This window comes from Nonomuraea sp. NPDC050691 (assembly GCF_040654455.1).
GTDB lineage: Bacteria > Actinomycetota > Actinomycetes > Streptosporangiales > Streptosporangiaceae > Nonomuraea.
Genome location: NZ_JBFAIA010000221.1, coordinates 1 through 11,992, shown reverse-complemented (window position 1 = coordinate 11,992; position 11,992 = coordinate 1). Strand labels below are relative to the sequence as shown.

13 protein-coding genes are annotated in these 11,992 nt (G+C 70.2%); 6 read left to right on the top strand and 7 right to left on the bottom strand.

The genetic code is table 11. The annotated features are described in order from the left end of the window. The coding region (locus AB0H81_RS40355; RefSeq protein ID WP_358386365.1) for an ROK family protein at positions 1-250 on the top strand (250 nt) is incomplete at its 5' end. Positions 251-343: 93 nt separating this feature from the next. Here AB0H81_RS40355 and AB0H81_RS40350 read toward each other — a convergent pair. The 3 genes from AB0H81_RS40350 to purN all read right to left on the bottom strand — a co-directional run bounded on the left by AB0H81_RS40350 (position 344) and on the right by purN (position 2,779). Beyond that, complete coding sequence (locus tag AB0H81_RS40350) at positions 344-526, bottom strand: hypothetical protein (protein ID WP_358386362.1); 183 nt, start codon at positions 524-526, stop codon at positions 344-346. Positions 527-608: 82 nt separating this feature from the next. Then, complete coding sequence (gene purH, locus AB0H81_RS40345; protein WP_358386360.1) at positions 609-2,153, bottom strand: bifunctional phosphoribosylaminoimidazolecarboxamide formyltransferase/IMP cyclohydrolase; 1,545 nt, start codon at positions 2,151-2,153, stop codon at positions 609-611. Next, on the bottom strand, positions 2,150-2,779 hold the full coding sequence (gene purN, locus AB0H81_RS40340; RefSeq protein ID WP_358386357.1) for a phosphoribosylglycinamide formyltransferase: 630 nt from the start codon (positions 2,777-2,779) through the stop codon (positions 2,150-2,152). Before purN ends, purH begins: the two co-directional genes overlap by 4 nt. Positions 2,780-2,923: 144 nt before the next feature. Here purN and AB0H81_RS40335 point away from each other — a divergent pair, with 144 nt between their 5' ends. From AB0H81_RS40335 to AB0H81_RS40325, 3 genes are all read left to right on the top strand, one after another. Beyond that, on the top strand, positions 2,924-3,274 hold the full coding sequence (locus tag AB0H81_RS40335) for a hypothetical protein (RefSeq protein ID WP_358386355.1): 351 nt from the start codon (positions 2,924-2,926) through the stop codon (positions 3,272-3,274). A 506-nt stretch (positions 3,275-3,780) separates the two neighbouring features. Then, a complete protein-coding gene (locus tag AB0H81_RS40330; RefSeq protein ID WP_358386352.1) occupies positions 3,781-4,128 on the top strand; it encodes a hypothetical protein in 348 nt (115 codons plus the stop codon). A gap of 16 nt (positions 4,129-4,144) precedes the next feature. Next, complete coding sequence (locus AB0H81_RS40325; protein ID WP_358386350.1) at positions 4,145-4,498, top strand: YbaB/EbfC family nucleoid-associated protein; 354 nt, start codon at positions 4,145-4,147, stop codon at positions 4,496-4,498. 8 nt (positions 4,499-4,506) lie between these two features. Here the strand turns inward: AB0H81_RS40325 and AB0H81_RS40320 are convergent, their stop codons facing one another. The 4 genes from AB0H81_RS40320 to sucC all read right to left on the bottom strand — a co-directional run bounded on the left by AB0H81_RS40320 (position 4,507) and on the right by sucC (position 9,601). Further along, on the bottom strand, positions 4,507-5,478 hold the full coding sequence (locus AB0H81_RS40320) for a hypothetical protein (protein ID WP_358386348.1): 972 nt from the start codon (positions 5,476-5,478) through the stop codon (positions 4,507-4,509). Positions 5,479-5,678: 200 nt separating this feature from the next. Then, positions 5,679-7,319, bottom strand: coding sequence for a DUF6350 family protein (locus AB0H81_RS40315; RefSeq protein WP_358386345.1), 1,641 nt, complete (start codon positions 7,317-7,319; stop codon positions 5,679-5,681). A gap of 221 nt (positions 7,320-7,540) precedes the next feature. Beyond that, positions 7,541-8,416 carry a succinate--CoA ligase subunit alpha gene (sucD, locus tag AB0H81_RS40310; RefSeq protein ID WP_358386343.1) on the bottom strand — a complete coding sequence of 292 codons (876 nt, stop codon included), beginning with the start codon at positions 8,414-8,416 and terminating at the stop codon, positions 7,541-7,543. Positions 8,417-8,419: 3 nt separating this feature from the next. After that, the gene (sucC, locus tag AB0H81_RS40305; protein WP_358386340.1) at positions 8,420-9,601 is read right to left on the bottom strand and encodes an ADP-forming succinate--CoA ligase subunit beta; all 1,182 of its coding nucleotides are present in this window, start codon (positions 9,599-9,601) and stop codon (positions 8,420-8,422) included. A 195-nt stretch (positions 9,602-9,796) separates the two neighbouring features. On the opposite strand from sucC, the gene AB0H81_RS40300 reads away from it, so the two are divergent. Then, the gene (locus AB0H81_RS40300; protein WP_358386338.1) at positions 9,797-10,699 is read left to right on the top strand and encodes a hypothetical protein; all 903 of its coding nucleotides are present in this window, start codon (positions 9,797-9,799) and stop codon (positions 10,697-10,699) included. Positions 10,700-11,038: 339 nt separating this feature from the next. Beyond that, positions 11,039-11,908 carry a hypothetical protein gene (locus tag AB0H81_RS40295; RefSeq protein ID WP_358386335.1) on the top strand — a complete coding sequence of 290 codons (870 nt, stop codon included), beginning with the start codon at positions 11,039-11,041 and terminating at the stop codon, positions 11,906-11,908. The last annotated feature ends 84 nt before the right edge of the window (positions 11,909-11,992 follow it).

The window sequence follows — 11,992 nt, the reverse complement described above, 5'->3', positions numbered from 1 at the left end:
CGGCGCGCGGGCGCTGGCCGGGATGATCGCCTCCACGGCCGCCGCGGTCGAGGTGACCCGGGTGGTCATCGGCGGCGGCGTGTCGGCGGCCGGGCCGGTGCTGTTCGAGCCGCTGGAGCGCGCGCTCGACGAGGTGGCCGGGCTGGCGTTCGTCCGGGCCGTCGAGGTGCAGCCGACCACGCTGGGCGTACGGGCCGCGCTGGCGGGCGCGGCCAGGCTCGCCTGGGACCACTACGGCGCGGCGGGCTGAGCCCGGCCGCGGGGAGAGCCCCCACGAACGGGCTGAGCCCGGCCACGGGAAGGAGCCCTCACGGCCGGCTGGGCCCGCCGGCAGGGCCGGGAGTTACTCGGCCTCACCGGCCGCGGCGTTGCGCCGCTCGATGATCCTGCGGGTGAACGGGATGATTTCGACGATCCGGGCACCGAGGTAGGCGCCCGCGAACGCGAGCGCGATCAGCACGAAGGGGCTCGTCGACAGGCCGTTCAACGTCACGAAGGCGTACAGGATCGAGTCGAGCAAGGCCATAGGGGCACTCCGAGGCGAGGTTTAGGGAGGGAACCACAGGGTAACCGCCCGCGCCCCGTGCTCGGAGCCCTTCTGACTCGGTTCAGTGGAAGAAGTGGCGCGTCCCGGTGAAGTAGAGCGTGATGCCCGCCTTCTCCGCGGCGTCGATGACGTCCTGGTCGCGGATGGATCCGCCGGGCTCCACGATCGCCTTGACCCCGGCCTCGATCAGCACTTCGAGACCGTCCGCGAACGGGAAGAACGCGTCGGACGCCGCGACCGACCCGGCGGCGCGCTCACCGGCGCGGGTCACCGCGAGGCGGCACGAGTCGACCCGGTTGACCTGCCCCATGCCGACGCCCACGGTGGCCCCGCCGGAGGCCAGCAGGATGGCGTTCGACTTGACCGAGCGGGAGGCCCGCCAGGCGAAGGCCAGGTCGGCCAGCACCTCGGGCGAGGCGGGCGCGCCCGCCTTCAGCTCCCAGTTCTCGGGCGCGTCGCCGGGCGCGTCGACCTTGTCCACGGTCTGCACGAGCAGGCCGCCGTCGATCTGGCGCCACTCGGCGGGCCGCGACGGGCCCTGCGGGCAGAGCAGCAGGCGGATGTTCTTCTTCTGCGTCAGCACCGCGAGCGCCTCCTCGGCGAACGCGGACGCGACGACGACCTCGGTGAACACCTCGGCGATCTGGCCCGCCAGCTCGGCGGTGACCTCGCCGTTGACCGCGATCACGCCGCCGTACGCCGACACCGGGTCGCAGGCGTGGGCCTTGCGGTGCGCCTCGGCCACGTCGGCGCCCACCGCGATGCCGCACGGGTTCTGGTGCTTGATGATCGCCACGGCGGGCTCGGAGAAGTCCCAGGCCGCGCGCCAGGCAGCGCTGGCGTCGAGATAGTTGTTGTAGGACATCTCCTTGCCGTGGAGCTGCTCGGCGTTGGCCAGGCCGCCCTCGCCCTCGGTGTAGAGGGCCGCGCGCTGGTGCGGGTTCTCGCCGTAGCGCAGCGAGGTCTTCAGCTTCCACGTCTCGCCGGCGAACTCGGGCCAGGCGTCGCCCTGCTCGGCGGCGGTGGCCGAGAACCAGTTGGCCACGGCCACGTCGTAGGAGGCGGTGTGCGAGTAGGCGATGCCGGCCAGCCGGCGGCGCTCCTCCAGCGTGAAGCCGCCCTGGGCGAGCGCGTCGAGCACGCCGCCGTAGAAGGACGGGTCGACCACGACCGCGCACGTGCTGTGGTTCTTGGCGGCGCCGCGGATCATCGCCGGTCCGCCGATGTCGATCTGCTCCACGCACTCGGCGTCGCTCGCGCCCGAGGCGACCGTCTGCTCGAACGGGTAGAGGTTGACCACCACGAGCTGGAACGGGTCGATCTCCAGCTCGTCGAGCTGGGCCACGTGGTGCGGCTTGGTCAGGTCGGCCAGCAGCCCGGCGTGGACGCGCGGGTGGAGCGTCTTGACCCGGCCGTCGAGGCACTCGGGGAACCCGGTGAGCTGCTCGACCTTCGTCACGGGCACGCCGTAGGACGCGATCGCGGCGGCGGTGCCGCCCGTGGAAACGATCTCCACGCCCGCGCCGTCGAGAGCCCTGGCCAGCTCCTCCAGGCCGGACTTGTCATACACCGCGATCAGCGCGCGCCGGATGGCGATGCGAGTCACTTGGATTCCTCTCCTGTTTCTTTGCCGATGCGGACCGTGCGTCCGCTGACCGTCCAGCCCTCACGGGCCATCCGGCCGACGATCTCCACGAGCAGGCGGCGCTCGACGACCTTGATGCGCTCGTGCAGCACCGCCTCGTCGTCGCCGGGCAGCACCGGCACGGCCTCCTGCGCGATGATCGGCCCCGAGTCGACGCCCGCGTCGGCCAGCATCACCGTGCAGCCCGTCACCTTCACGCCGTACGCCAGCGCGTCGCGCACGCCGTGGGCGCCGGGGAACGACGGCAGCAGCGCGGGATGGGTGTTGAGCACCGGGTGGGCGCCGAGCGTCGGCGCGCCGAGGATCTTCATGAAGCCTGCGGACACCACGAGGTCCGGCTCGTAGGAGGCGATCCGGGCGGCGATCGCCTCGTCCCACTCCGCCCGCGTCGGGTGGTCGCCCAGTCTCTCCACGAAGGTCGGCACGCCGACCCTGGCGGCGCGGGCCAGGCCTTCGATGCCGTCGCGGTCGGCCCCGACGGCGACGACCTCCGCGCCGTACGCCGGGTCGGCGGAAGCGTCCAGAAGGGCCTGTAGGTTGGTTCCAGAGCCGGAGACGAGGACGACGAGCCGCCCAGCCTTTGACACGCGCACTCCAATGAGAGAACCGGGGTGGGGCTGCCAGCGTATCCGCTCCTCGCCCGGTCACGCAGAGGAGGTCAGGTGTCGTCACCGGTGCAGGCGCCGGCGGGTCAGCAGCCCGCGGATTCCGCGGGCCGCCGCGCTATCTGGTTGTCCATCGCAGCGCTGGCCATGACGTTCATGCTGCCGCTCGCCGGGCTGGTGATGGCGGCGTTCGCGCTCATGGCGGGCATCCGGGCGATGCCCCGGCTCAGGGAGGCGGGGCTGCCCACGGGCACCGCCGTGGGTGGCATCGCCGTGTCGGCCGTGGCGCTCACCCTGTCGGCCCTGGCCACGGCGTTGCAGCTGTACCTGATGGACGAATACTCCGCGTACCAGGAGTGCATGAAGGGCGCGGGGACTGTCTCGTCGCAGGGCGAGTGCTTCGCGCAGTTCAGGGACGCGGCGCAGCGCAAGCTGCCGCCGGACGTGCTGGACGTCCTGGGCGCCGTCCAGCCCTGACGATGGCGGTCACGGCAACCTCACCGCCTCGGCCAGCCCGCGAAGTGCACTATCCCGATAGATAGTGTAGGAATGGGCGGAGTGGCTGTGTCCTGCGCCTACGCGACGGCACAATGAGGCGCATCGACGAGGAGAACGTCATGTCTGCGACAGATCCCACCACTCCACCCCCATTACCCACACCGTCGCCCACACCGTCGTCCACTCCGCCCCCCACTGGGACGCCCACCCCCAGTCCGACGTCGCCGGGCCCCACCCCGAGCCCCTCGACGCCGGATCCCACACCCACACCCACACCCACACCCACACCTACGCCTACACCCAGCGAGACGACCCCCGACCCCACGCCGAGTCCGACGTTCCCCGGCTCTTCCCCGACGCCCACGCCCACCCCCACCCCGACGTCCCCCCATACGCCGGCGGCGCCGCCGACCTTCCCCGCCCCCCTGTACCCCCCTCCCGCCATCCCCCCTCTGCCGACCTCGCCGCCCCCTCCAGGCCCAGGCATGCCGGGGTTCGACGTCCACGGGAGCACTTTCACGAAGGCGGCCGGCGGGTTCACCGCCGAGCACAGTGAGCTGGCGAGGGATGCCCGCGGGATTCTCGACGCCATCGCCGCGCTGGGCGACTTCGCCGGCACGGACGAGACGGCGAACACGTTCAGGCAGAGCTATTCCACGGCGTTGAAGAAGGTCGAGACGTACGTCAACGCGCTGCGCGACGTCTATCCCGAAGTCGCCGAACGGCTGGCCGGCATGAAGACCACCTTGGACATCGCGAACTGGGCCACCATCGAGTCGCTGCCGAAAGTGTCCGACCCGCCGAAGTTCTCGGACGGAAAGCTCACACCCTGACGTTCTTGGAGACCTGATGACCACACCAGACGACGCCGCCTCCTTCTTCGACGCGGAGATGGGCCGTTTTCTCGCCCAGTTCGAAGCGGACATCCAGCCGCTGGAGGAGTTGCAGGAGCGCGTCAAAGCCATTCGCGGCCGGGGCGAGGCGGCCGACGGCTGGGTGCGGGCCGAGGTGTCGGCGAGTGGCGCGCTCGACAGCCTGCGCATCGACCCGCGGGCGATGCGGCTCGGCGCGGACGCGCTGGCGGAGGCGGTGCTCGCCGCCGCGAGCGACGCCACCGCGGACCTGACCACCCAGATGGCGGGGATGATGACGGACGGCCTGACCCCGTTCGCCGACGAGGCCAGGCGTTCCAACGAGGACTGACTATCTGGCTATCTGGTCACCGCCGGCGCCGGGTAATAGCCGCGCCAGCGCCTGAACTGGTCCTGGCCCGCGGCGACACCCAGCTTGGCGAGCATCTGTTGCCAGGTGGGCAGCAGGCTGACCGGATCGTCGATCACGTCGCCGGGCCTGCTGATCACGTTCGAGGTGGTGCTGAAGATGGTGGATCCCGTCAGGAACACGACGGCGTTTCTCGCCGCCTCGTTCGCCGGCAGCACCTTCACGTTCTCCCTGAAGTTCTTCGGCAGCCACTTCACGTCCCTGAGCCACCGGAAATTGGCCGGATCCACATGGTAGAAGACCATGGCCGCCGCGAAGTTGTTCAACATGTACTTGCCGTGGTCACCCCACGAGCCCATGTCCTCGCCCCTCGCCAGCTTGATCCCGTCGACGAGCAACTCGTCGAGGGCCGTGTAGGCGAGGCTGCCTCCCACGGCGTACATGAACCGCTTCCCCACGGCATTCTCGAACATCCTCAGGAGCAGTCGTGCCTGCTTCTTACGCATCGCCCAGTTGATCAGCGCCTGGACCTTCTTGTCGATGGTGGGCCAGCAGAAGAACATCATCAGCTCGCACCATTGGATGATGGCCATCGTCCGCAGCGCGTGCTGGGTCTGCTCGAGCATCTCGGCGTAGTCGTCGATCGCATCGGCCAGCCCGCGGATGTACGCGGACACCAGCGGCGGAAAGGGCGCGATCTCCTCGTCGAAGTACTTCCTGAAGGCGTCGATGCCCGCGCCGTAGCTGGGCGGCCGCCACACCCTGCTCGCGACCTCCTCCACGTCGGCCAGGCTGACGTCCACCCGCGTGGCGAGCTGCCGCAACAGCCGCGCCACCTCGCGCGCCTTGGCCGGGTCGCCGTCGGGGTAGGCGACGGACAGCATCTGCATGACCACGCCGGCGACACCCGCGGCGGAGAGCAGCAAGCCCCCGATCGGGAGCGCCTTGGGGGATGGACTCACGCGACAGACCCTTTCTGCACCGCCGGACGTCCTGGCTCCTGGAGCAGGCTCATCCGATCATCCTGCCAATATCATCCGCCACGCCAGCCACACAGTTGGCCAATCTCACTATTTCCACCAAAGCGAACGAAGGTACGCGAGGCTACAACGTGTGAAGGTGGGGCGACGCCTTCGTCGCGGCTCCGGAGTCCGTACAGGTTCTAGTCGCGGTCTTCGCGGTCGCGGTCCCAGGCGTACGGGTCGACGTAGATGACGTGGCCGCCGCGGTCGTCAGACACGTCCACGATGTCCGTACGCGGCGCGCCCGCGCGGCCGGTCGCGGAGCGGGGCCGCGCCTGGGCGCGGGTCTCGGCCTCGGCCGAGGCGTGCTCGTCCGTCCAGTCGTCACGGATGACCGGGATGGGCTGCGTGTCGGCCTCGGTGGCGTCGAGCCAGTGGCCGGGCAGCGGCTTGCCGTCGGACTCGGCCAGCCCGACCTTGCTCGCCGCTCGGGCGATGGCCGCCCCGGCCTTGCGCATGGGCGCCGCCGCCTTGTCCAGCGGTACGCGGGCCCGCCGGTTGAGCAGCAGGATGTTGGTCACCCCGGCCGAGATGCCCGCCGCCACGCCCACTTCGAGCGCGACCGACAGGGCCACCTCCCACGGGGACGGGCCGACCGCCGCCAGCCTGCCGCCGCCGATCGGGCCGCCGGACAGCGCCGCGAGCACCGCGGCCACCAGGCCGGTCGTGACACCGGTCAGGAAGCCCCAGAGCGGGGCGGCCTCGTACGAGGGCGAGGGCGAGATCCGCGCGACCACCACGCCCGCCACCGCCCCGGCCGCGAACGGCAGCGCGACGACGGCCATCATCCAGGCCGGCACGGGACCGCTGTCGGGCAGAGCGCCCAGCAGCGGCAGGCTCGGCACCGTGCCGAGTTGCACGCCCGTGGGCGCGACCAGCGTGCCGGTGCCGATCGCGAAGCCGGGCCCGGCGATGTACGACAACGCCCAGATGACCACGTTGAACAGGTACAGGATCTGCACCAGCAGGAGCAGCAGCCCGCCGACGAAGCCGGGCGCCAGCACGTTCGTCAGCTCGCGCACCTGGCCGAAGTTGAGCGCCACGGCCACCAGCACCAGCGCGAACCCCGCGACCAGCAGCACCGCCGTGGCCACCGCCGTGCCGACGGTCAGGGCCCGCACCCGCTCCGGCAGCAGCCGCAGCATCGCCCGCCACGGCCCGATGGTCCGCGCGGTCGCCACCGAGCCGGCCAGGAACGCGAGGATGAAGTGGCTGAGCAGCGCGTCGCCGATGAAGGGCTGGGTCACCTCGTTGCGCGCGACGAGCGCGATCAGGCCGGCCAGCAGCGCGTACGGCGCCGCCAGCGAGACCCCGGCCTGGACGACGAGCACGAGCTGCGCCCGCCGCCGGGCGTTGGCCTTCTCACGCGGGCTGTTCTTCGGCAGCCGGGCCGGCAGCCGCAGCCGCAGGTCGGCGTCGCGGGCCATCCAGCGGGCGGCGCGGTAGAGCAGGATCGCGGGCAGCACCACGAGGCCGAGGGGCAGGAGCCCGACCCGGCCGCCGGGCATGGCGAAGCCCGCGTGGTGGGCGGCCAGCCAGATCTGCGCGGCCGTGCGGAACACCCCCGGCAGGCCGGAGCCGAGCGCCCCGCTGGGCGCGGCGATCCAGCCGACCAGGGTGAGCGTGGTGAGCGCCGCCAGTCCGACGCCGAGCGTGGCGGCCGCGGCGAGCATCCCCGAGACGGGCAGCGGACGCCGGGACTCGTCGTCGTCCGAGACCCCGGGAATCTTGCCGAGGACCGAACGGGGGGCAGTCCGCAGCTGGTCGAGAAGCGCCGTCACAGTAGGCGATTTTCTCAATCTTTTCCGACCGGCGCTTGGTTGACGCGCCGCAGCGGCCAGCTTTATCCGGCTCTGCCGCCCTTTCACGCCGTACGAGCGCGCGGGAAGGCATGGGCGAGCGTGCCTCAGGCCGTACGAAAGCGGGGGAAGCCCCCCGCGGGAACGCGGAAGGCCCCGCACGGCCGGAGCCGGTGCGGGGCCTTCCGCGGAAGAGCGCCGGGTCAGCGCGCCTGCATGATCTCGCGCATGAGGCGGGCCGTCTCGGAGGGGGTCTTGCCGACGCGGACGCCGACCTTCTCCAGGGCCTCCTTCTTGGCCTGCGCCGTGCCGGCCGAGCCGGACACGATGGCGCCGGCGTGGCCCATCGTCTTGCCCTCGGGGGCGGTGAAGCCCGCGACGTAGGCGACGACCGGCTTGGTGACGTGCTGCTCGATGTAGGCCGCGGCCCGCTCCTCGGCGTCGCCGCCGATCTCACCGATCATCACGATCGCGTCGGTGGCCGGGTCCTCCTGGAACGCCTGGAGGGCGTCGATGTGGGTGGTGCCGATGACGGGGTCGCCGCCGATGCCCACCGCGGTCGAGAAGCCGAAGTCGCGCAGCTCGTACATGAGCTGGTACGTCAACGTGCCGGACTTGGAGACCAGGCCGATGCGGCCGGCGGTCGTGATGTCGGCGGGGATGATGCCGGCGTTGGACGCGCCGGGCGAGGCGATGCCGGGGCAGTTCGGGCCGATGATGCGGGTCTTGTTGCCCTTGGCCACCGCGTACGCCCAGAACTCCGTGGAGTCGTGGACCGGCACGCCCTCGGTGATGACCACGCAGAGCGGGATCTCGGCGTCGATGGCCTCCTTGACGGCGTCCTTGGTGAACGCCGGGGGCACGAAGACGACCGACACGTCGGCGCCGGTCTTGTCCATGGCCTCCTTGACCGTGCCGAACACGGGCAGGCCCTCGTGCGTGATGCCGGCCTTGCGGGCGTTGACGCCGCCGACGACGCGCGCGCCGGAGGCGAGCATGCGGCGGGTGTGCTTGGTGCCCTCACCACCGGTCATGCCCTGAACAATGATCTTGCTGTTCTCGGTCAGCCAGATAGCCATGTCTCACGCACCTACCGCAGCGAGCTCGGCGGCGCGCTTGGCCGCGTCGTCCATCGTGTCAACCAGCTCGACGCGCGGGAGCGCGGCGTCGGCCAGGATCTGCCGCCCGAGCTGGGCGTTGTTGCCGTCGAGGCGGACCACCAGCGGGTGGGTCACGGCCTCGCCGCGGCTCTCCAGGAGCTTGAAGGCCGCCACGATGCCGTTGGCGACGGCGTCGCAGGAGGTGATGCCGCCGAAGACGTTCACGAAGATCGACTTCACCGACGGGTCGGAGAGGATGATCTCCAGGCCGGCGGCCATGACCTCGGCCGAGGCGCCGCCGCCGATGTCGAGGAAGTTGGCCGGGGACGGCTTGCCGGGGAAGGCCTCGCCCGCGTAGGCGACCACGTCCAGGGTGGACATGACCAGGCCCGCGCCGTTGCCGATGATGCCGACGTCGCCGTCGAGCTTGACGTAGTTGAGGTCCTTCTCCTTGGCCTTGGCCTCCAGCGGGTCCTCGGCGGCCTTGTCGGCGTACGACTCGTGCTCCGTCTGGCGGAAGGAGGCGTTGTCGTCGAGCGTGACCTTGCCGTCGAGCGCCTTCACCTGGCCGTCGGCCGACAGGATCATGGGGTTGACCTCGACGAGGGTGGCGTCCTCGTCGACGAAGCAGCACCAGAGCTTCTCGATGAGCTCGGCGGCGCCGTCGAGCGACTGCTCAGGAAGGCCGCCCGCGACCGCGATCTCGCGCGCCTTGGCCCGGTCGACGCCGGTGATGGCGGAGACGGGCACCTTGGCCACCTTCTCGGGCGAGGTGTGGGCGACCTCTTCGATGTCCATGCCGCCCGCGGCCGAGCAGATGGCGAGGAACGTACGGTTCGCGCGGTCGAGCAGGAAGGAGAAGTAGTACTCCTCCGCGATCGCGCTGGCCTCCTCCACGAGGACCTTGTGGACCGTGTGGCCCTTGATGTCCATGCCGAGGATGGCCTTGGCCTTCTCGACGGCGTCGGCGGCGTCGTCGGCCACCTTCACGCCACCGGCCTTGCCACGCCCACCGGTCTTTACCTGGGCCTTGACCACGACGCGGCCGGGAAGCTGCTCGGCAGCCGCCCGCACCTCCTCCACGGTGTGGGCGACGATGCCCTTGGGCACCGGGATGCCGTAGTCCGCGAAGAGCTCCTTCGCCTGATGTTCGAACAGGTCCACGAGGGTCCGTCCTTGCTTATCCGACTGATGTTCGACGGCCCGGGCCACCCCGTGCGTGCCGGGCGTTTCCGCCAGTGAAGCCTAGCCCCAAGCTTGACGTCCCCTGGTCACCGGGTCGCGGATATGCCGTGATGTGACGGTGATCTCACTTCGGCACCATGTCTGCCTACATCAGAAGAAGGGGGACCCCTACCTATGAGGCGATGGATCGCCGGCGCAGTGGCCGTGTCCGCTCTGGCCATGGCCCCTCCGGCATTCGCCCAGGCCAAGCCGGTGGATCCGGTCGGGGCGTTGAAGAAGCAGTTCGTGGCCGGGCAGGGCGTGAAGCTCACCGAGTCGTCGCGCACTTGGGTGTCCGGAAAGGCTTACATCGGGGCGAACAGGCAAGGTTTACTCGAATTTGCCACGAAGGGGATAATTGCCGCGGAGACCACGCGTACGCCGGTCTTCACCCCCTCGGTACGCAAGGAGCTCGACAAGGCCGCCGCGGCGGACCCGGAGACGGCCACCCTCGTCGAGACGCTCACCCAGCGCACGTACATGCTGAGCAAGGACAAGACCCTGTACGTCAACGGCGGGCTCTTCTCCACCATGCTCCCCGAGCACAAGCTGTGGGTCGGCATGCCGGGCAGGCCCACCTCGGGCGCCTACGGCGACCAGCTCATCAACGTGTTCGAGCCCGGGACGCTGAAGTACCTGCTGTCGTCGGCGAAGTCCGTCAAGGGCGCCCAGTACCGCGGCACGATGACCTTCGCGCAGTTGTACAAGCTGTCGCCGACGTTCCGCACCGAGGTGGGGATCAGGCCGACCGGCTCCGGCGGCAGGACCGTCATCTCCTGGCGGATCACCCTGGACGCCCGGAAACTCGTGAAGCGGGTGGCCATCGACTGGTCGATGAAGGTCACCAAGAAGGTCACGATCAAGGGCCAGACCGAAACGCGTTACAGTGACTACGGCACGGCCGTGGCGATCACGGCGCCGCCCGCGAACCAGGTGGCGGGCCTCAAGGACCTGGGCAAGAACCTCGGCGAGCCGCCGATGCCGATCGACCCCGACTACGTGACCGTGCCCCCGGACGACGAGGGCAACACGTACTAGAAGATCGGGTGAACGCTCGCCGGCTTTTCGACGGGCCGGCGAGCGGAGATCACGACTAACGCGCGAGAATGCGTGTTTCCCCGGGCGGCGCGCTCCCGTCCGCGCGCCGTCGAAAGCGCCCCCCATCTCTTTCCGGAGTATCAGGAAAATCACAGGCCGTTATTGCGCCTCACCCCTTGATACCGGCCATGTAGTTTCCCCGTCGCTTTCCGTGCATCACAGCAATCTGCACGAGAAATGCACACATTTTCCGCTGCGGCGGCCCCCTTTGAGATATTGTCGTGATCTTCCTCCGACATGATCCCCTGTCATCCGCATAGAAACGAAAAGGGATTCCCCATGAAGCGCATCGTCACCGGTCTGGCGTTGGCCGCGGCCGCGACGCTGATCACGACCGCCCCCGCGCACGCCACCGCCGCCAAGGACCCCGCGGCCGCGGTCAAGAAGCAGTACGTGGCCGGGAAGGGCGTGTCGTTCACCGAGCGCACCACCATCTTCCAGGGCCGCCAGCGTCAGGTCTTCGTGCGCCGCAACGGAACGTTCCAGTTCGGCGCCTCGGGCATCACCGCCTCCGACATCACCGGCAAGTTCAACATCAAGGCCAGCGACCTCGGCGAGGACGCCGACTCCGAGGTGGGCAAGATGATGCGCACGCCGGAGCGCGTCATCACGGTCGGTAACGCGACCTACCTGTCCGGGTCGCTCTGGGCCAGCGCGGTGCCCGAGGGCAAGACCTGGTACAAGGCCCCGAGCAAGTACTTCGGCGGCCTCATGGGCGTCTACGGCCAGCCGCTGAACATCGTCGGCGAGCCGGCGACGCTGAAGACCCTGCTCAAGGGCGCCAAGCCGGCGGCGGGCGGCTACACGGGCAAGATCACGGTGGGCGAGCTGCGCAAGCTCTCCCGCTCGGCCCGCGCCAACTTCATCCTGGCCGAGGCCAAGGGCAAGCAGCTCAAGGCGGTCATCTCGTGGAAGCTCGCGGTTGACGCCAAGGGCCTGCCGACGCGGCTGACCACCGTCCTCCCGGGCAAGGTCCTGTCGGCCCAAGCGCCCAAGGACGCCGGTTTCAGCGTGGAGACCTCTCTCACGGGCTGGGGCAGCACCGTCAAGATCACGGCGCCGCCCGCCGACACCGTGGCCACGGACCTGAAGGACGGCCAGGAGCCGCCGACCAGCATGACGATCCCGCTGGGCTCCATCGCCCAGTGATGACGGGTCGCGCCCGTCTCCCCCGTGCTCACCCGGCCCGCCGCGATGCTCCCGCGGGTGGTGTCGACGCCGGTGACCCGGCCG

Coding starts and splice junctions, on each gene's coding strand:
- AB0H81_RS40300 (WP_358386338.1), top strand. CDS start 9,797: ATGAGGCGATGGATCGCCGGCGCAGTGGCCGTGTCCGCTCTGGCCATG.
- sucD (WP_358386343.1), bottom strand. CDS start 8,416: ATGGCTATCTGGCTGACCGAGAACAGCAAGATCATTGTTCAGGGCATG.
- AB0H81_RS40295 (WP_358386335.1), top strand. CDS start 11,039: ATGAAGCGCATCGTCACCGGTCTGGCGTTGGCCGCGGCCGCGACGCTG.
- AB0H81_RS40350 (WP_358386362.1), bottom strand. CDS start 526: ATGGCCTTGCTCGACTCGATCCTGTACGCCTTCGTGACGTTGAACGGC.
- AB0H81_RS40325 (WP_358386350.1), top strand. CDS start 4,145: ATGACCACACCAGACGACGCCGCCTCCTTCTTCGACGCGGAGATGGGC.
- AB0H81_RS40330 (WP_358386352.1), top strand. CDS start 3,781: ATGCCGGGGTTCGACGTCCACGGGAGCACTTTCACGAAGGCGGCCGGC.